This is a genomic window from Shinella sp. HZN7, assembly GCF_001652565.1.
GTDB classification, from domain to species: Bacteria; Pseudomonadota; Alphaproteobacteria; order Rhizobiales; family Rhizobiaceae; genus Shinella; species Shinella granuli.
Genome location: NZ_CP015736.1, coordinates 570,893 through 590,207, shown reverse-complemented (window position 1 = coordinate 590,207; position 19,315 = coordinate 570,893). Strand labels below are relative to the sequence as shown.

The following is a 19,315-nucleotide window of genomic DNA, read 5'->3' as shown; positions in this document are numbered from 1 at the left end:
ACATACATTCGAAGCTGATCTTCCGTCAAGATGGAAAAACCTCCGCACGACGAGGAAGCCGCTTGCACAGGGGTTCGACGCGTGCATATTATGCACTATCTGGTTACTTATGGAGGAGAACCATGCATCCTGGAGAAAAGCGGAAATTCGGCCGGACGGATCTGGAGGTGACGGCCTTCGGTTTCGGGACCGCCCCGCTCGGCAATATCTTCCGCGAGATCGACGAGGCGACGTCGGAAGCGATGTTCGCGCGCGCCTGGGAGGCCGGCGTGCGCTTCTTCGACAGTGCGCCCATGTATGGGCATGGGCTCGCCGAGCTGCGCACCGGCCATGCCCTGCGCTGGAAGAAGCGGGACGACTTCGTCCTCGCTTCCAAGGTCGGCCGCCTGCTGCGCCCGGCCAGGCGCGAGAGCATCGATTTCGCGCCCTGGACGAATGCCGCCCCCTTCACCCTGCATTTCGACTACAGCTATGACGGCACGATGCGCGCCTTCGAGGACAGCCTGCAAAGGCTGGGGCTGGAACGCATGGACATGTGCTTCATCCACGATATCGACGTCTTCACGCGCGGAAGCGCGCAGCCGGAGGTGTTCGAGCAGGCGATGGACGGCGCCTGGCGGGCACTGGAACGGCTGCGGTCGGAAAAGGTCGTTAAGGCGATCGGCGTCGGGGTGAATGAATGGCAGGTCTGCCACGAGGCCTTGCTGCGCCACGATTTCGACGGATTCCTGCTGGCCGGCCGCTATACGCTTCTCGAACAGGAGGCGCTCGACAGCTTCCTTCCGCTTTGCGAGGCACGCAGCGCGGCGGTCGTCGTGGGCGGCGGCTTCAATTCGGGCATCCTCGCCACCGGCGCGGTGGAGGGCGCGAAGTACAATTACGCGCCGGCCCCGCGCGATGTGATGGAAAAGGTCGCGAAGATCGAGGCCGTCTGTGCCGACCATGGCGTGCCGCTTGCCGCTGCGGCCCTGCAATTCGTCGTCGCCCATCCCGCCGTCCCGTCCTTCATGGCGGGCACGCGCACGATCGAACAGCTCGATCAGAACCTTGCCTGGTTCTCCCATCCGATCCCCGCCGATTTCTGGTCGGACCTCAAGAAGAAGGGCCTGCTGCGCGAGGACGCGCCCGTTCCGGCCTGAAGCCCGGTCTGCCCGCGCTGCAAAAAGCGGCGCGGGGACTACCGAATCAGAATTGCCCGGAAATCGTTGACATTGGTCCCGGTCGGGCCGGGCACGAACAGGTCTCCCAGACGGTGGAAGGCTGTCCAGGCATCGTTGCCGGCAAGCAGGGCGGCCGGGTCGGCACCCAGTCCGCGCAAACGCTGCATGCTGGCGCCGTCGGCAAAGGCGCCCGCATTGTCCTCGGAACCGTCGATGCCGTCCGTATCGGCGGCGAGCGCGGCGAACGGGACGCCCTCGCCGGCAAGCGCGAGCGACAACAGGAATTCCGTATTGCGCCCGCCCTTGCCCTGCCCCCGGATCGTCACCGTCGTTTCGCCGCCCGACAGGATGACGACCGGGCGCGCGAACGGGTGGCCGCGGCCGGCGACTTCGCGGGCGATGGCCGCATGCACGCGCGCGACGTCCCGCGCCTCGCCCTCGATGCTATCGGACAGGATGACCGCCGGCACGCCGCGCGCTTCCGCCCGCGCGGCGGCGGCCTCCAGGGAGAGGCGCGCCGAAGCGACGACGTGAACCGCATGGCCGGCAAAGACCGGATCGTCTGGGGACGGCGGCTGCCCCTCCTCTCCGGCAAGCCAGGCTTCCACCGCCTCCGGCAGCCTGATGCCCCAGGTCTTGACCAGCGCCCGCGCCTCCACGCGATCGGCGGCGTCCGGTATGGTCGGCCCGCTGGCGACCTGCGCCGGATCGTCGCCCGGCACGTCGGAGACGACCAGCGTCACGACCTTCGCCGGATGGCAGGTCGCGGCAAGCCGGCCGCCCTTGATGCCAGAGACCTGCTTGCGGATCGCATTCATGACGGAGATCGGCGCGCCGCTGGCAAGAAGCGCGCTGTTCATCGCCGCCTCGTCCGCCAGCGTGAGAGGCCCGGGCGGAAAGGGAAGCAACGCCGATCCGCCGCCGCAGATCAGGGCGACCACAAGGTCGTCTTCGCCGAGGCCTTCCACCGCCTCGAAAAGCGCGCGCGATGCCTGCAGCCCCGCCGTGTCCGGCACGGGATGGGCGGCTTCGAGCACGCGGATGCGCTGGCAGGGGGCGGTGTAACCGTAGCGCGTCACCACCACGCCTTCGAGCGGCCCGTCCCACAACCTTTCGAAGGCCGCCGCGAGCTGCGCCACGCCCTTGCCCGCACCAATGACGACGGTCCGCCCGCGCGGCCGGGCTGGAAGACGGGCACGGAGCGCCGCCTCCGGATCGGCGGCCTCGACCGCCGCACCGAAGAGTTCGGCAAGGAATTCTTTGTCGCCTGGTTTCATGACCTGTGTCCCACGGGTCGAGTGTATTGCCGATGTTCCAGAGCATTTCCGCTTTTCTCCAAATCGCGAAAACGCTCTATCTCCTTGTTTTTCCGCATTTCCGGACACAAAATCGCTTCGCACTTCTGCTGGAAATGCTCTATTGCCCGAATCGGGCCGGGCGCTTCTGCCGATAGGCTGCAAGGCCCTCCGCCAGATCGGCTGAGGAGGCAGCGACGGCGCCGGCCAGAGCCTCGACCACCCGCTCGCTCTCCTCGCCCTCGGCGGCGTTGACCAGCATCTTGGTGAGTTCCGTCGCACGGGGAGACCGCTGCAACACGCGCGCCGCGGCAATCTGCGCGGCCGCCGCGCCCTCTCCCGTCGCCACGACCCGGTCCACCAGCCCGAGCGCCAGCGCGTCCCCGGCGGAAAACACCTCGCCGAACAACGCCATGCGGCGGACAAGACCCGCACCGAACCGCCGCGCGGCCCGCTGCGTGCCGGACCAGCCGGGAATGATGCCGAGGCCGGGTTCCGGCTGGCCGATCTTCACATGCGCCTCGGCGATGCGCAGGTCCGCGCAGGCGGCAAGCTCCAGCCCGCCGCCGAGCGCATGCCCGTTCAGCACCGCGATCAGCGGCACGGTGAGGCGCGCCAGCGCATCGAAGGCATCGTGCCCATCGCGCAGCCAGCGGCGGGAGAACGTCTCGGCGTCGAGGCTGCTCCACGCCTCGATATCCCCGCCCGCACAGAAGGATTTCTGCCCCTCGCCCGTCAGGATGGCGACGCGGGCATCCGAACGTTCGATGGTGCGACAGGCCTGCAACAGCGCATCGACCATGTCCGCGTCGATCGCGTTCAGCTTTTCCGGGCGGCGAAGGGTCAGCCGCGCCATGCGGTCCGCGATGACGAGGTCGATGCGCGGGTCGCTCACAGGCTGAGTCCCATGGTCTCGGCCCGGAACAGCGCATCGTCCATGACCTTGAGCGCCTTCGAGACCCGCAGCGGCGTTGCCGCCTGGTCGAGAACATCGCGCTGGAGGTCGAGGCCGGGGGCGATCTCGGTGACGACCAGCCCGTCCGCATCGAGCCGGATCACGCAGCGCTCGGTGACATAGGTGATGTCCTGCCCCTGCGCCTGGGCGCGCTTGCCGGAGAAACTGACCTGGTCGACCTTTTGCACGAACTTGGCGATGCGGCCCTCCTTGTCGATCACCAGGCGCCCATCCTCGACATGCATCTTCGCCCCCGCATTGAAATTGCCGGAAAAGACGATCTTTTTCGCCCGGGCGGTGATGTCGACAAAACCGCCGGCACCGGCGGTGCGGTGCGGCGTCGCCGCAAGGCGGCTGACATTGACCGAGCCTTCCGCATCGATTTCGAGGAAGGACAGCAGCGAGCAATCGAAGGCGCCCGCCTGGAAATAACAGAACTGGTGCGGCGAGGCGACGAAGGCTTCCGCATTGGAGGCACAGCCGAACTTGAAATCGAGCAGCGGCACGCCGCCGACGGCGCCCTGCTCGATCACCCAGGTCACCTTGCCGTGAAGCCCTTCCTCGATGAGGATGCGCGGCACATTGGCCGAGATGCCGAAGCCGATATTGACCGCCCAGTCCTCCTTGAGTTCCTGCGCCACGCGGCGGGCGATAACCTTGCCGACATCCAGCCCCGGCAGGCGGAACGTTTCGAGCGGGCGGAAAAGCTCGCCCGATATCGCCGGGTCATAGGGCGTCGCCGTCGTCTGCAACTGGTCGGGCGCCTCCACGATGACATCGACGAGGATGCCGGGCACCCGCACCTCATGCGGGCGCAGCGTGCCGCTCGCCGCCACGCGCTTGACCTGCGCGATGACGAGGCCGCCGGAATTGCGCGCGGCGAGCGCCATCTCCATCGCGCCGAGCGTCGCGCCCTCCTGCTCGAAGGTGAGGTTGCCCTTCTCGTCGGCGGTCGTCGCCCGGATGATCGCCACGTCGGGGCGGATGGCGGGGAAATGCAGCCACTCCTCCCCCTCGAAGGAAACGCGCTTGACGAGCGGCGCGGCCCGCGCGCTGGCATTCATGGCGCAGCCGTCCTCAACGGGATCGACGAAGGTCTCCATGCCGACCTGGGTCAGCACGCCCGGACGCTTGGCGGCCCCCTCGCGCAGCATGTCGAAGACGATGCCGGACGGCACGTTCCAGGCGGCAAGCTCTTCCTTCAAGATCATCTGCCAGACGAGCGGCGGCTCGGCATTGCTCGGCCCGGAGGGATAGGAGCCGCCGATGATCTTCACCAGCATGCCCGGCTTGGCGATGTGATCGACGCCCTTTGTGCCGAAGAAATCGCCGGCCGCGATAGGGTGGATGGAGGTGAGCCCGCGCGGATGGCCCTCGCGATCGAAACGCTCGCCGAGCGCCTTCAGCACGGCATCCGGGCAGCACAGGCCCGAGGAAGAATTGACGGCGACCACCGCCCCATCCCTGACGAGCCGAGCCGCCTCCTCCGCGGTCTTCACCTTCTTCATCGCCGAAACCTCCGTTCTCCATTGCATTAAGTAACTAACTAGTTATACATTAATTGCGGAAAGATCAATCCGCCGCCCGCGATTTTCCATCGCGCCGGCCAGCCAAGGAGGAGGCATGAACATCTATTTCCAGAAGAGCTTTCAGCGGGGATTCGGCACCTTTCCATTGAAGGGTGACGATCTCAGGAACGCCATCGACGCTGCCATCGACGCCGGCTACCGGGCCTTCGATACGGCGCAGATGTACGGCAACGAGGCTGAAACCGGCGCAGCGCTGGCCGCCTGCGGCGTCGCGCGTGAAAAGCTCTGCATTACGACGAAGGTGCATCCGGACAATTACACCGCGGAAAAATTCCTCCCCTCGGTCGAGGCCAGCCTGAAAGCCTTGCAGATCGATCGCGTCGACGTGCTTCTGCTCCACTGGCCGCCGGCGGATGGCGACGTCGCCCCGTCCCTCCGCCTGCTGCAATCCGCCCGGGAGGCGGGCCTTGCGGGCGCCGTCGGCGTCTCGAACTACACGGCACGCATGATGCATGTGGCCCGCGCCACCATCGATGGGCCGCTCGTCACCAACCAGGTGGAATTCCACCCGCTGCTCGATCAGCGGAAGCTGCTCGCCGCAGCCACGGAGACGGGCATTCCGCTCTCGTCCTACGCCTCGGTGGCCCGCGGCGAAGTGTTCAAGCACGGCCTCTTCGCCGAGATAGGCACGGCTTACGGCAAGTCCGCCGCTCAGGTCGTGCTGCGCTGGATTCTCCAGAAGGGCGTGCCGCTCAACACCATGTCGACGAAGCCGGAAAACATCCGGGCGAATTTCGAGATCATGGATTTCACGCTGTCGTCCATTGACATGGACCGCATCGATGCCCTGACGGCGACCGGTCACCGCATCGTCAAGACCGGGCTTTTGCCCTGGGTTCCCGAATGGGATTGACGCAAAAGGGGGGCCGCAAGGCCGCCCTTCCTGCCTGCGATGGATCAGGCATTGCCGCGGATCATGTCCGCGGCCTTCTCCCCGATCATGATCGTCGCCGCATTGGTGTTGGAGCCGACAAGGCTCGGCATGGCGGAACTGTCGCAGATGCGGATGCCGTCGAGGCCGTGCACGCGCAACTGCGGATCGACCACCGCCATCTCGTCCCGTCCCATCTTGCAGGTGCAGGTCGGGTGATAGGAGGTGCGGCCGTACTGGCGGGTATAGGCAATATAGTCCGCCTCCGTGCGCACGTTGCGATCCGGGAAATGCAGCGCCTTGATATATTTCTGCAGCGACAGCTGGCCAAAAATCTCCTGGCTGATCTTCACGCCCTCCACGGAAATCCGCACATCCTCCGGATCGGCCAGGAAATTCGGGTCGATGACCGGCAGGGCGCGCGGATCGGCCGAGCGCAGACTCACCGTCCCACGGGATTTCGGCCGCAGCGTGTAGGAATTGAGCGTGATGCCGGAGGAGCCCTTCGGCACGCCGGGAACGCCCGCTTCCGCCCCCGCCCCTGCGAGAAAGTGGAATTGCAGGTCCGGCGTGGGGTTCGCCTTGTCGCCGTACCAGAAGGCGCCGCCCTCCACCACGTTGGAGGTGATGGGGCCGGACTTGAACAGCGTATATTGAAGGCCCGCCCAGATCGACCAGTGCAGCTTGTTGTACTTGTCGAGGCTGTCGTGGCTTTTCAATTCCGCGACGATATCGACGCCGAAATGGTCCTGGAGGTTCTGGCCGACGCCGGCCATGTCCTGCACCACGTCGATGCCGTGGCTCTTCAGCGCATCGGCCGGGCCGATGCCCGAGAGCATCATCAGCTTCGGCGTGCCGATGGCGCCCGACGTGACCAGCACCTCGCTCTCCGCCCGCGCCGTCATGCGCTTGCCGTCGACCGCGTAGTCGACGCCCACGGCGCGGCGTCCCTCGAAGACGATGCGCAGGACGAGCGCGCCGGTGACGACCGTGAGGTTCTTGCGCTTCAGGGCCGGGCGCAGATAGCCGACGGCGGCCGAGCAGCGCCGGTTGTCGCGCGTCGTCGTCTGGTAGACGCCGGCGCCCTCCTGCACCGGGCCGTTGAAGTCCGGATTGTAGGGAATGCCGAATTCCTGGCAGCTCTGCACGAAGGCCCGCGTCATGCGCTGCGGTTCTGGAATGTTCGAGACGCCGAGCGGGCCATCGGTTCCATGCCAGGCGCCGGAGAGAATGGCATTGCCCTCCGAGCGCAGGAAATATTTCTGGATGTCCCGGAAACCCCAGCCCTCGGCGCCCTCCTCGACCCAGCGGTCATAATCGCCGGGAACGCCGCGCGTGAACACTTCCGCATTGATGGAAGACCCGCCGCCGAGCACCTTTGCCTGCGCGTAGAGAATCTCGCGGTTGTTGGCGTGTTTCTGGGGCGCGGTCTTCAGACCCCAGGTCAGCGGGCCCGTCGTCATCTTGGCGAAGCCGACGGGCATGTGGATGAGCGGATTGGTATCGCGCCCGCCCGCCTCGATAAGGCAGACCCAGGCGGACGGGTTTTCCGAAAGCCGCGCCGCCAGCACGCAGCCGGCGCTGCCGCCGCCGACGATCACATAGTCATAGCCGGCGGACATCATGCGATCCAATGCGTGCGCTTGCCGATCTCGACATGAACGGACTTCACCTGCGTATACTCCTCCACGCCGTAGACACCGGCCTCGCGGCCCCAGCCGGATTGCTTGAAACCGCCGAGCGGCATTTCAGGCCCGCCCGCCATGATCGTGTTGACCCAGAAGCGCCCGGCGCGCACCCGGCGGCTCACCGTCAGCGCCTTGTCGATATTCTTCGTCCAGACGCTCGCTGCAAGACCATAGACCGTGTCATTGGCGAGCTGGATGGCTTCTTCCACCGTATCGAAATGCAGGGAGCACAGGACGGGGCCGAAAATCTCGTCGCGCGCGATCGCCATGTCGCGGGAAACGCCGGAGAACAGCGTCGGCGCGATATACTGGCCGCGGCCGAGATCGATCGGCCCGCCACCCGCCAGAAGCTGGGCGCCCGCGGCTTTCCCCTTGGCGATGTAATCGAGGATCGTGGCGTTCTGCGCCTCAGTGGTGATGGCGCCGACCTGCGTCGCCTCGTCCAGCGGATCGCCGACGCGGATTTTTGCCATTTTCTCGGCGAGCAGCTTTTCGAAATCGGCGGCAACCGAGCGCTCGACGATCAACCGCGAGGAGGAGACGCAGCACTGCCCGGTGTTGAAGCTGATGCCGAAGGCGGCGCCGTCCGCGGCGTCCTCCAGGTCGGAATCGGCGAAGACGATGATCGGGTTCTTGCCGCCAAGCTCCAGGCCAAGCTTCTTGAAATTGCTGTCGGCGGCAGCGTGGACGCAGGAGCGGCCGACGGCCGTCGAGCCGGTGAAGGACAGCATGTCGACATCCGGATGCTCCGACAGCGCCTGGCCGATCACGCGGCCGGAACCCGTGACGACATTGTAGACCCCGGCCGGCAGGCCCGCTTCATCAAGCACTTCGGCGAGCAGCAGCGTCGTGGCGGAGGTGACTTCCGATGGCTTGACGACCATCGTGCAGCCGGAAGCGAGGATGAAGGGCACCCGCTCGCACAGGATCAGGAAGGGGAAATTCCAGGGCGTGATGAGGCCGACGACGCCGATCGGCTCGCGCAGCACCATGCCGAAAAGATCGTCGCCGAGCGAGTTGAAGCTGTCGCCATGCAACATGCGCGCCGCACCCGCGCCGACCTCGAAGCAGGCGATGCAATGGTCAATCTCGCCGCGCGCCTGGGAGATCGGCTTGCCGTTCTCCAGCGCTTCCCAATAGGCGATCTCGTCGCGGCGGCGGCGCAGGATTTCGGCGACGCGCAACAGGACGCTCCCGCGCGCCGCGCCCGACAGGCCCGACCAGCGGCGATCCTCGAAGGCCTGCCTTGCGGCGGCGACGGCGGCGTTCAGGTCCTCGACCGTGCAGCGGACCGTGCGCGTGACGGGCGTGCCGTGGCCCGGCGAGGCGCGCTCGAAGTGCTCCGCGCCGTCCCTCCACTGCCCGTCGACGAAAAAGCCGAAGGTGCGCGCTGCGGTCGGGGCAGAAAGATACGGGTTTTTCTGGTCCATGAGATCTCCTCCACTTCGATGGTGTTTACGCCGAAACGGCGATTTGCGTCTTCAGGTGCTGCGGCCGGTCGCCGAGGGTTTCGAAAGCCTCCTGGATCTTTTCCAGCGGAAAGCTCGCCTTCGTGAAATCCTCCGTATGGAACCGGCCATGCGACAGGAGGGTCAACGCGTCGTGCATATCCTCCCCCATGCCCGCGACGGAGCCCTTGAGGCTGCCCTCCTCCAGAACCGTGCGGAGAATATCGATCGGCACCGTCTCGCCGGGCGGCGTGATGCCGAAGAAGGCGACGTGCCCGCCGCGGCGCGCCAGGCCAAATGCCTGTTCGTAGAGCTTCCTGTTGCCGACGCTTTCGATCACCAGGTCCGCGCCGCGCCCGCCGGTCATCCGCGGTACGGTTTCCCCGAGTTCGGCCGGATCGGACACCGCTGCATCCGCCCCCGCCGCAAGCGCCATCCGGCGGCGCTCGGCCGAGAGATCGGCGACGATGATGGGCGCGGCGCCGACAAGCCGCATCATCTGCACATGCAGGTTGCCGATCGGCCCGGCGCCGAAGATGACCACCGACTGGCCGAACGCCGCCTTCGCCTTGCGCGCCGCGCGAACGACGCAGGCGACCGGTTCCGTGAGCACGAGAATCTCGTCAGCGATATCGGCCTCGACGGGGATCGCCAGCCGCGCGGGCACGGCGACGAATTCCGCAAAGGCGCCATCCCTGGTAATGCCGACCTGGGTGACCTCGGCGCAGTTCAGCACCTCGTTGCGGCGGCACCAGAAGCAGGTGCCGCAGCCGATATTGATATCGACGACGACCCGCGTGCCGGCCGCCAGATGGCGCACATTGGCGCCGCATTCGGCAATCGTGCCGCAGAATTCGTGGCCCGGGACCAGCGGCAGCCGGTCGGCGGCGTAGTGGCCGTTGAAGATGTGGATATCGGTGCCGCAGATGCCCGTGCGCATCACGCGGACCAGCACATCTTCCGGGCCGATGGACGGCACGGGGACCGCGCGGATTTCGAAGCGTTTTGGTGCCGTGAGGACGGCGGCGCGCATGGTGCTCATCACTTCACCGTGCGCAGCTTGGCGCGGTCGATGGTCAGCGCGATGGCGACGATCAGCACGACACCGAAGACGATCTGCTGGCGCGTCGCGTCGATCTCGAAATAGAGCATCGAGGCGCGGATGACGGCGACGATGAGCGTGCCGACCACCGTATTGGCCACGCCGCCGACACCGCCGGTCAACGGCGTGCCGCCGACCAGCACGGCGACGATGGCCGGCAGTAGGAAGCCGTTGGCGATGGTCGGCGCGCCGCCGGAAAGCTTGACCGCGAAGAGCAGGCCGGCGATGGCGGCGAGCGCGCCGGATATCGCAAAGGCGAGGATCTTGTAGCGGGCGACATTGAGGCCCGACGCCGCGGCGGCAAGCTCGCCGGCGCCGACCGCCTTCAGGGCGCGTCCCAGCGTCGTGCGGCGCTCGATGAACAGGCAGAGGGCGACGAGCACGGCGGCGATCAGCAATTCATGCGGCACGCCCCAAGTGCGGCCGATCATCCAGCCGAAGGTCTCGTTGCGCTGGGCCGCGTCCATGTTGAGCGCGCGCTGGCCGGACAGCCACTGCGCAATCGAGAAGGCGACGCCGCCGACGGCGAGCGTCGAGATGAAGGACGGCACGAAGAGCCGCGTCGTCACATAGCCGGAGAGCATGCCGAGCAGGAAACCGGCCATCACACAGAGCACGGCGACCCACGCCCCCATCGAGGCAAGGTAGACCGAGGCGACGACCGTCACCATGTTGGCCATGGACTGGGCCGAGAGGTCGATGCCGCCGATATAGATGGCGAAGGTGAGCCCCAGCGCCATGATGAACAGCGGCACGATATCACCCGCGATACCGAGCAGGTTCGACGGGCGCAGGAAGCCGGGATCGTTGACGCCGACGATGGCGACGAGCACGACCAGCGTGATCCAGGGCAGGTGGGGTTTGAGGCGCTGAATATCCATCTTGTCCCTCAGATCATGTAGTGCAGGAGGTCGAAGGGCGTGGGCTTTGCACCCGGCTCGCAGGAAAACTGCTTCTGGATGCGCCCGTCCTTGACGACGATGATGGTGTGCGACAGGCCGATCGCCTCTTCCAGCGTATCGGCGACCAGCACGATGCCGACACCCGCCGCGCTCATGGCGCGGATCATGTCGTAGACGTCTTCTTTCGCGCCGATGTCGAGGCCGCGCGTCGGATGGTCGAGCAGCATGATGTCGGAGCCGCCGGAGCGCCATTTGGCGAGAACCACCTTTTGCTGGTTGCCGCCGGAGAGGTTGCCGCAATCGGCGAACTCCGAATGCGCCTTGATCGAGAGTTTCTTGATCCAGTCGCGCGCCAGCGCCCGCTCTTCGGCAACGCGCAGCACCCCGCCGCGCGAATGGTTCTTCATCTGCGAGAGCGTCATGTTCTCGTAGACATTCATGCCGGCGACGATGCCCTCGACCTTGCGCTCGCGCGGCACATAGCCGACGCCATGGGCGACCGACTGGCGCGGCGAATAGCCGTTCGCCGCCGCGCCCTTGATCGTCAGGCGGCCGGTCACCGGCGTCAGCATGCCGTAGATGGTTCTGAGGATCGCCTCGCGGCCCGAGCCTTCCGTGCCGACGAGACACAGGACTTCGCCGGCATGCAGCTTCAGCGAGATATCCTGGATGCGGCCGGGAAGGCCGACAGCCTCCATCTCGACCAGCCTTTTCGACGCATCGAACGGTTTTTGCAGGTGCTCGCGGTAATATTGCTTGTCGACATTGCGGCCGACCATCTTGTGCTGGATGGCCTCCGCCGTCGCGCCGCCGCGTTCCACCACGTCGACCACCTCGCCGTCCTTCATCACATAGATGCGGTCGGAAAGGTCCATCACCTCGTCCATGCGGTGCGAGACGAAGATGAAGGAGGCGCGGGTCGTCAGTTCGCGCACCAGCTTGAAGAGCAGCGCCACCTCTTCCTTCGAGAGGACCGAGGTCGGCTCGTCGAGCAGGATGACGAGATCGCCCTTCACCCGCTCCTCCAGCGTCAGAACCTTGGCGAGTTCGACGAGCTGGCGCTGGGCGAAGGAGAGTTTCGAGGTCACCATCGCCGGGTCGATGTCGAGCTTCACCTTGGCAAGCTGCGCCCTGGCGGCGCTCGCCATCGCCTTCCAGTCGACGACGCCGAAGCGGACGAACTGGCGCTCGTAGCCGAGAAAAATGTTCTCCATGACGGAGAGGTTGGGGATCAGGGATTGTTCCTGGAACACCATCCCGATGCCCTTTTCCATCGCCTGGCGCGGATTGGCGAAGCGCACGGGCGTGCCCTTGATGAGGACCTGGCCGCCATCCGGCTGGTAGGCGCCGTAGATGACCTTCATCAGGGTGGATTTTCCGGCGCCGTTCTCGCCCACCAGCCCGACGATCTCGCCGCGCCTGATGTGGAAATCGATCGCCTTCAGCGCATGGACGCCGGGGAATTTCTTGTCGACGGCTTTCAGCTCATACATGGCGCGCCTCACTTCACGAAGGAAACCATCTTGCGGTCGGTCGAAAGCACGACGGCAAGAATGACGAGCAGGCCGAGCACGCCGTCCTGGAGGAAATCCGGCAGGCCGATGACGACCATGCCGTTGTCGATGACATTGACGATGAGGACGCCAACGAGCGCGTTCCACACGCCGCCGATGCCGCCCCACAGCGCCACGCCCCCGACCACGACGGAGGTGATGGAGACGAACATGAAGTTCGCCCCCGTCACTGATTCCGCCTGCCCGATGCGGGCGACGACGAGGATCGCGGCGATGGCATAGAACACGCCGGCCAGCGCAAAGCCGGTGACGCGGACGCGGGTGACGTTGAGGCCGGAGGCATGGGCCAGATCCTCGCCGCCGCCGACGGCATAGAAGTTGCGCCCGAGCGTCGTATGGGTCTGGATGAACCAGCCGACGAAGAGGAAGAAGGCCGCGACATAGACCATCAGCGGAAAGCCGAGCCAGCGCACCGTCAAGAGGCCGCGGAAGGCGGCGTCGCCGACCTTCACGATATCGCCGCCGGTGAGCAGGATCGCCGCGCCCGTGCCGACGAAGCCCATGGCGAGGCTCGCCATGAAGGACGGGATTTTTAGCTTCACATGCACCAGCCCGTTCAAAAGCCCGATCAGGCCGCCGAGCACCAGCACGAGCGGAATGGCGACCCAGCCGAACCCCGCCAGCGAACCGCCGAGCTGGGCGAAGATGAAGGCGAAGGAGACCGCCGTGAGCGAGACCGTTCCCTCCATGGAAAGGTCGATCGATCCCATGACGATGATGAAGGTGACGCCGATGGCGACCATCAGCGCCGGGGCCGCCGCAATCGCGATGCGGGCAAAGTTCCGCAGCGAGAAGAAGGTCGGATTGAGCGCGGTGAAAAAGATCACCAGCGCGATCAGCACCAGCAGCGGCGCCCATTTGATCAAGGTTTCGCGCGATATGCGACGTGTCACGTCAGACACTTCTTCCTCCCGATGAAGTTCAGGGAATGCGGCGGCAGCGCTTCAGGCTGCCGCCGAGCCCGCTGGCGGCTCAGTACTGGATCTGGCCGTTCGACGGCCCCCAGAAATCCTTCCAGTCGTAGGCCGGCACGGAATCGAGGTATTTCGCCTTGAATTCCGCCGCGTCCTTGGCCGTGACGAGGATGGTCGGGCCGTAGAATTCGCGGTGCTCCTTCGGCTCCTCGGACGGCTTGAAGGTGCCGATGGCCGCATGGTAGGCGAGCGCCGCGCTGATGCCGCCGCCCCAATGCGGATTGGTGAAGACGGTGGCGAGCAGCTGGCCGTCCATGACCATCTGCACGGCCTCGGGATTGCCGTCATAGGCGACGATCGGCATGTCCTCGATGCCCTCGGCGCGCAGCGCCTCGATGACGCCATAGGCGATGTTGTCGTTGGCGCAGTGCACGCCCTTGATCCTGTCGCCGTAGCGCGTGAGGAAGGAGGCCATCAGGGCGGCGCCCTTCTGGGTGTCCCAATCGGCGGGCTGCGCGTCGAGAAGCTCGATGTTCGGGAAATCCTTCAGCGCATTCTGGAGGCCGGCGAGGCGCTCGACGGCCGGGTTGTTGGCCGCGATGCCGCCGAGATGGACCACGCCGCCCTCGCCGCCCATCGCCTCGAACAGGATGCGGGCGGTCTCTTCCGCCGGCTTCTCGTCCGACCAGGTCATGTGCGAGACGTAGTTGTCGCCGAAATCCCAGGGGTGCAGGTCGTCGGTCTTGTTCCAGATCGTCGCGATATAGGCGCCGGCGGCCTGGACCGCCTCGACGACCGGGCGGGCGTTCGGGCTGTCATTGGCATCGCAGGCGATGGCGCAATTGCCGTTGTTCTTGGCAAGGAAGGCCTTGATGTCGGACAGCGACTTTTCCGTCGAGCCCTCGTTGATCAGGCTGACCAGCGCGCTCTTCGGCCTGCCGAGCGATTCCACGAAGGCCTCGCCGCCGGCGATGACCGAGTTCCAGTAGGCGGACGCCCGGTCGCGGTAGCTCCAGGCGATCGCCGGGTCCGTCAGCGCTGCCGCGGCCGTCCCGCGGCCGAACACGCCCGGCACCGCGGCCACGCCGAGACCGGCGGCCGTGGCGAAGAGAAAGTTGCGGCGACTGATCGTCTCCCGCTCGATGAAATCCTTGATGAAGGTCGACATTGGCTCCTCCGGTTCCCGTTTGAAAAATCCACTTTCGCGTTACGGCAGATCTGGCAGGCCACAATGCCCGGATGTCCGCTGCCAACAACACGCGCCACTCCACTAACGCACTAACTAGTTACTGCATTATTGCCATTGCCGTCAAGTGGGGTACACTGGCTGCGAGCGCATCGCGCGGTTCAGGCGTTTTTGACGCCGCGCGATTCGTGCGTATATGACTGGAAGTGTGGAAACCTCGACCGCGGCGGAGAACGGCCTTGAGAACGACAAGCGAGCAGCAAGACAAACCCGGCCGCAAGCCGCGCATCCGCGATGCGGAAGCCACCAAGGCGCGCATTCTTGATGCTGCCAAAAAGGAATTCGCCAAGAACGGCTTGGGCGGCGCGCGCGTCGATGACATCGCCGAGAAGGCGAAAGCCAACAAGCGCATGATCTACCACTATTTCGAGAGCAAGGAGGGCCTGTTCCGGACGATCCTGGAGGAGGTCTATCTCGACATACGCAGCGCCGAGCAGAAGCTGCACCTGGAGGATCTCGAGCCCACCGCCGCGCTCGAAAAACTTGTGCGGTTCACATGGGAATATTACCTGAAAAACCCGGAATTCCTGACACTCGTGAACAGCGAGAACCTTCACCGCGCAAAGCACCTGAAAAAATCCGAGATCGTCAAGGCCTCCAGCCGCAAGCTCGTCAGCCTGGTCTCCAGCATCCTCGAGCGGGGCGTGAAGGCGGGTGTCTTCCGCGACGGCGTCGACCCCGTGCAGCTCAACATCACCATTGCCGCCGTCGGCTATTACTATCTGACAAACCGCTTTACCGGCTCAATCATCTATGAGCGGGACCTGATGGCCAAGGAGGCCTTGGAGGAGCGCATCCAGTTCAACATCGAGACAATCATGCGCCTGGTGGCCGTTTGACATGAAGGGAACCCTCGTTCCAACCGCTCATGCGCTAACCAGTTCGCATTGAGGCTTGCGCCGCATCCTGAAGGGCTTGCTCCAACCGGCTGACGGAAGGACGTTGCGGCTGATCCCGGGGCTGTTCGAGATAATAATTGCCCGGACCAGGCGTTCCCGGCACGAACGGGCAAACGACGAGACCAAGGGCGGCGGCAATCGGACCGCATACCGGAAGGTGGCCGATCGCAAGTCCCAGGCCCTGGCTGACCATCATGAGGGACAGAGGCGTCGTATCGACGGTTTCGAGTTTCAATTGCCGGCCCGGCTGCGGACCGAAATTGTGATTGAGGAGCGCGGTCCAGCCAATGGCATGGGACGCCACGTCATAGAGGCGAAACGACAGCAGATCCTCCAGACTGGCAATGCGCGCGGAATCCTCCTTGCGGCACATGATGACGTGGGACATGCCCATCAACCACCGCGGATGCCGCACAAGATGCGGCTCCTCCCCGAAGCGGATCATCAGGTCCGGATTCGCCTTGCGCTGCGTTCCCTCCATCAGAAGATCGACGCGAACCGTCGGATTCTCCGCTTCGAAATCGGCCAGAACGCGCGTGATCTCCGCCAGCCGGGGCGTTTCTGCACGGCAAGAATCTGGAGGAGGCGCGAAACGTCCGCGCCACCATCCGCCGGTCAGGCCGCCAGGTTGGCCCTGTAGAAGGGGCCGAGCTTCGACATGGCCTCCTCCATCTGGTTCGGCGTGTCGTAGAGCGACATGTGGGTGGCGCCTTCGACGACGTGCAGCTCCTTCACGCTGCTCGCCGCCTTGGCGAGGATGGTCTCGCTGTACCAGAACGAGCCCGCCTCGCGCCCGACCACCAGTTGCAGCCGCCGGGTCAGAAGCTGGTCGGCCAGATGGAAGGCGTCGTAGGTGACCAGTTGCGGCAGGCTTACCGCCGTGAACTTGCTTTCGGTGTTGCAGTGCTGGGCGCGCTGGGTGCGGTAGTAGTCGTAGGCTTCCTGCATGTCGCGCTCCTCGACACCTTCGAGGCTCGGGGGCGAGAAGGGAATGAAGGCCGCCTCGCCGCCATTGGCCTCCGCCGTGCGCTGGGCCGCGCCCATCTCCAGGAGGCCGATGGCCTGCGCCACGTCGCTATCGCCAGTCCAGCCCTTACGGAACATGTCGCCGATATTGACCGCGCTGACGCCGCCCACCGCCTTGATGCGACGGTCGGTCATGGTCGCGTGGATGGCATAGCCGCCGCCCGCGCAGATGCCGAGCGCGCCGATGCGCTCGTTGTCGACGAAGTCGAGGGTGGTCAGGTAGTCGACCGCCGCGCGGACGTCGTTCACACGGGAGTAGGGGTCTTCCTGGAAGCGCGGCGCGCCGCCGCTCTCGCCCTGGAAGGAAGCGTCGAAGGCGAACGCGACGAAGCCCTCGGCCGCCAGCTTCCGCGCATAGCCACCTGCGGTCTGCTCCTTCACGCCGCCGCCGGGATGCACGACGACGATGCCCGCATAGGTCCCGGCCTCGTCGAAGGCTTCCGGCAGATAGAGGTTTGCGGCCATTTCAAGATTGCCGTTGGGGAATTTGACAGGGTTCATCAGCATCACTCCGCTTCTGTCGTTTGCGATGAAGGGAATATAGCGCCGCACCCTTTTTTCGATTATGGGTGGCAAACGGGATGCCATCATTAGACAGGCTTATGAATGCCGAACGAGAACCTCAGGGACTTGCAGGCCTTTGTCACCGTGGCCCGCGAGGGCAGCTTCACCCGCGCGGCGGCACGGCTCGGCGTGTCGCAATCCGCGCTCAGCCAGACGCTGCGCAATCTGGAGGAGCGGGTCGGCATCCGCCTGCTCAACCGCACGACCCGGAACGTCTCCCCCACCGAGGCTGGCGAACGGCTGCTGACGCATGTGACGCCCGCGCTGGAGGAGATCGAGCGCGGCTTCGCGCAGATCGGAACATTGCTCGACCGGCCGACGGGCACGATCCGCATCTCGGCGGACGAATATGCGATCGAGACGGTTCTCTGGCCGCGGCTGTCGCCGTTCCTGGCCGATTATCCCGAGATCGGCATCGAGCTCGTCACCGACTACGGCCGCACCGATATCGTGCGCGAGCGGTTCGATGCCGGGGTGCGGCGGGGAAAGCTTGTCTCAAAGGACATGATCGCCATGCGCATCGGGCCGGATGTGCCCATGGCGGTCGTCGCGGCCCCGTCCTGCCTTGCCGGCCGGAAGAGACCCCGCACGCCGCAGGACCTGTCGGGCCATCCCTGCATCAACCTGCGCCTGCCGACCCATGGCGAGTTGATGGCCTGGACCTTCAGCAAGGGCGGCAAGGATCTGCGCGCCACCGCGGAGGGCCGGCTGGTCTTCACCAGCGTGCGCCAGATACGGGAGGCGGCCCTGGCCGGCTTCGGGCTGGCCTATCTTCCGGTGGACTACGTTTCCGACGCGATCGAGGCCGGCCGGCTGGTCGAGGTCCTGGCCGACTGGCGCAAGACTTTCGAGGGCTATCACCTCTATTACCCCAATCGCCGCCAGCAATCGCCCGCGCTCGCGGCCCTGATCGCGGCGTTGCGTTATCGAGCGTGATCCGGGCTAGCCTGCCATGGGCTCCAATCCGCCGACATGCGCCTCACACCATGCCGGCGACGCCCTCCCCCGCCTCACCGGGATAGAGGACACGAACGCAGAAACGCGCCGAACCTATTGCAGGATGCCAGACAGGAAGGCGGCCAGCGTTCCGGCGAGGAAGGGCGAGACATAGCCCCCCTCCTGAACGATGACGGTCGGGATCCGCAGGTCCGCGATGTCCTCTGCGATGCGGGCGAAGTCCTCGTCGTTCACCGTCATACAGGCGAAGGGATCGTTCACGGACGCATCGAGGCCGAGGGCAAGGACCAGGAAGTCGGCGCCGAACCGTCGGACTTCGTCACATGCTGCCCGCACCGCTGCCCGGTACGCCGCGCCGTCGCTGCCGAGCGGAAGGGGAAAATTGCGGTTCCTTCCCGCCCCCGCGCCGATCCCGGCCTCATCGGCATAACCGGCATAGTAGGGATAGAGATATGCAGGATCGCCATGCACCGACAGCGTCAGCACGTCACCGCGATCGTAGAACATCGTCTGCGTTCCGTTGCCGTGGTGCACATCGATGTCGAGGATCGCGACGCGCCGCCCTGCCAGGACCGCCCGTTCGGCGGCAAGGGCGGAATTGTTGAGGTAGCAGAAGCCGCCGGCCTTGTCGCGATAGGCATGGTGGCCGGGCGGCCGGCACAGGGCGTAGACCATGTCGCAGCCGCCGAGCACGCGCGCCGCGGCATCGAGCGCCGTCAGCGCGCTCGCCCGGGCGGCCTGCCAGGTTCCTTCCACCAGAACGCAGCCCGCATCGGCCTGATAGAAGCCGGCACACCCGAGAAGATCGTCGGGACGCCGGTTCATGTAGACGTTCGGATGGATGCTGGAGCGCAGCTCCGGGCCATTGCCCGGGATCGCGCGCCAGGCGGCAAAGCCGTTCTCCAGGAAATCGAGATAGCCGGGATCATGCAACGCACGGATCAGGCCCGCATCGTCGCCGGCGGGCGCGACGACATCGATGCCCGCCAGCGCCAACCCCTCGCGCAGCAGCACTATGCGCTCGGGAACCTCGAGATTGGGCTTCAGCACGCCGCCCGCAATGCGCGTCAGCGGCCGGTGCAGCGCCTGCCGTTCGTCATGGATCGCCAGCACGATGGCCTCCCC

The 19,315-nt window shown here is 65.7% G+C and carries 17 protein-coding genes; 4 read left to right on the top strand and 13 right to left on the bottom strand.

All coding sequences use genetic code 11. The features are described 5' to 3' along the window. Positions 1-122 precede the first annotated feature (122 nt). Complete coding sequence (locus shn_RS02850) at positions 123-1,139, top strand: aldo/keto reductase (protein WP_064329054.1); 1,017 nt, start codon at positions 123-125, stop codon at positions 1,137-1,139. 38 nt (positions 1,140-1,177) lie between these two features. On the opposite strand, the gene shn_RS02845 is transcribed toward shn_RS02850, so the two are convergent. From shn_RS02845 to shn_RS02835, 3 genes are all read right to left on the bottom strand, one after another. Next, positions 1,178-2,437 (bottom strand): glycerate kinase, encoded by a 1,260-nt coding sequence (locus shn_RS02845; RefSeq protein WP_064329053.1) that lies wholly within the window; start codon positions 2,435-2,437, stop codon positions 1,178-1,180. Between the two features lie 139 nt (positions 2,438-2,576). After that, positions 2,577-3,350 carry an enoyl-CoA hydratase/isomerase family protein gene (locus tag shn_RS02840; RefSeq protein WP_145925849.1) on the bottom strand — a complete coding sequence of 258 codons (774 nt, stop codon included), beginning with the start codon at positions 3,348-3,350 and terminating at the stop codon, positions 2,577-2,579. After that, positions 3,347-4,918 (bottom strand): acyl CoA:acetate/3-ketoacid CoA transferase, encoded by a 1,572-nt coding sequence (locus tag shn_RS02835; RefSeq protein ID WP_064329052.1) that lies wholly within the window; start codon positions 4,916-4,918, stop codon positions 3,347-3,349. Before shn_RS02835 ends, shn_RS02840 begins: the two co-directional genes overlap by 4 nt. A 115-nt stretch (positions 4,919-5,033) precedes the next feature. On the opposite strand from shn_RS02835, the gene shn_RS02830 reads away from it, so the two are divergent. Beyond that, a complete protein-coding gene (locus shn_RS02830) occupies positions 5,034-5,852 on the top strand; it encodes an aldo/keto reductase (protein WP_064329051.1) in 819 nt (272 codons plus the stop codon). Positions 5,853-5,896: 44 nt separating this feature from the next. On the opposite strand, the gene shn_RS02825 is transcribed toward shn_RS02830, so the two are convergent. The 7 genes from shn_RS02825 to shn_RS02795 form a co-directional block, all read right to left on the bottom strand. Beyond that, entirely contained in the window at positions 5,897-7,492 is a 1,596-nt protein-coding gene (locus shn_RS02825; RefSeq protein ID WP_064332401.1) for a GMC family oxidoreductase, read from the bottom strand. Further along, positions 7,492-8,988, bottom strand: coding sequence for an aldehyde dehydrogenase family protein (locus tag shn_RS02820; RefSeq protein ID WP_064329050.1), 1,497 nt, complete (start codon positions 8,986-8,988; stop codon positions 7,492-7,494). Before shn_RS02820 ends, shn_RS02825 begins: the two co-directional genes overlap by 1 nt. 25 nt (positions 8,989-9,013) lie before the next feature. Beyond that, positions 9,014-10,048 carry a zinc-binding dehydrogenase gene (locus tag shn_RS02815; protein ID WP_064329049.1) on the bottom strand — a complete coding sequence of 345 codons (1,035 nt, stop codon included), beginning with the start codon at positions 10,046-10,048 and terminating at the stop codon, positions 9,014-9,016. After that, on the bottom strand, positions 10,048-10,989 hold the full coding sequence (locus shn_RS02810; RefSeq protein WP_064329048.1) for an ABC transporter permease: 942 nt from the start codon (positions 10,987-10,989) through the stop codon (positions 10,048-10,050). Before shn_RS02810 ends, shn_RS02815 begins: the two co-directional genes overlap by 1 nt. 8 nt (positions 10,990-10,997) lie before the next feature. Further along, complete coding sequence (locus shn_RS02805; RefSeq protein WP_064329047.1) at positions 10,998-12,503, bottom strand: sugar ABC transporter ATP-binding protein; 1,506 nt, start codon at positions 12,501-12,503, stop codon at positions 10,998-11,000. Positions 12,504-12,511: 8 nt separating this feature from the next. Next, a complete protein-coding gene (locus shn_RS02800) occupies positions 12,512-13,477 on the bottom strand; it encodes an ABC transporter permease (RefSeq protein WP_064329046.1) in 966 nt (321 codons plus the stop codon). A gap of 79 nt (positions 13,478-13,556) precedes the next feature. Continuing rightward, positions 13,557-14,666: a sugar ABC transporter substrate-binding protein gene (locus shn_RS02795; protein WP_064329045.1), complete on the bottom strand. Its 1,110-nt coding sequence runs from the start codon at positions 14,664-14,666 to the stop codon at positions 13,557-13,559. A gap of 257 nt (positions 14,667-14,923) precedes the next feature. Between shn_RS02795 and shn_RS02790 the strand changes: the two genes are divergently transcribed. Continuing rightward, a complete protein-coding gene (locus shn_RS02790) occupies positions 14,924-15,583 on the top strand; it encodes a TetR/AcrR family transcriptional regulator (protein WP_064329044.1) in 660 nt (219 codons plus the stop codon). 34 nt (positions 15,584-15,617) lie between these two features. Here the strand turns inward: shn_RS02790 and shn_RS02785 are convergent, their stop codons facing one another. After that, a complete protein-coding gene (locus tag shn_RS02785; protein ID WP_064329043.1) occupies positions 15,618-16,124 on the bottom strand; it encodes a LysR substrate-binding domain-containing protein in 507 nt (168 codons plus the stop codon). A 134-nt stretch (positions 16,125-16,258) separates the two neighbouring features. Further along, positions 16,259-17,170: an alpha/beta hydrolase gene (locus shn_RS02780; RefSeq protein ID WP_064332400.1), complete on the bottom strand. Its 912-nt coding sequence runs from the start codon at positions 17,168-17,170 to the stop codon at positions 16,259-16,261. 105 nt (positions 17,171-17,275) lie between these two features. On the opposite strand from shn_RS02780, the gene shn_RS02775 reads away from it, so the two are divergent. Further along, a complete protein-coding gene (locus shn_RS02775; RefSeq protein ID WP_064329042.1) occupies positions 17,276-18,169 on the top strand; it encodes a LysR family transcriptional regulator in 894 nt (297 codons plus the stop codon). Positions 18,170-18,283: 114 nt separating this feature from the next. On the opposite strand, the gene shn_RS02770 is transcribed toward shn_RS02775, so the two are convergent. Then, positions 18,284-19,303 (bottom strand): histone deacetylase family protein, encoded by a 1,020-nt coding sequence (locus shn_RS02770; RefSeq protein ID WP_064329041.1) that lies wholly within the window; start codon positions 19,301-19,303, stop codon positions 18,284-18,286. Positions 19,304-19,315: the final 12 nt, after the last annotated feature.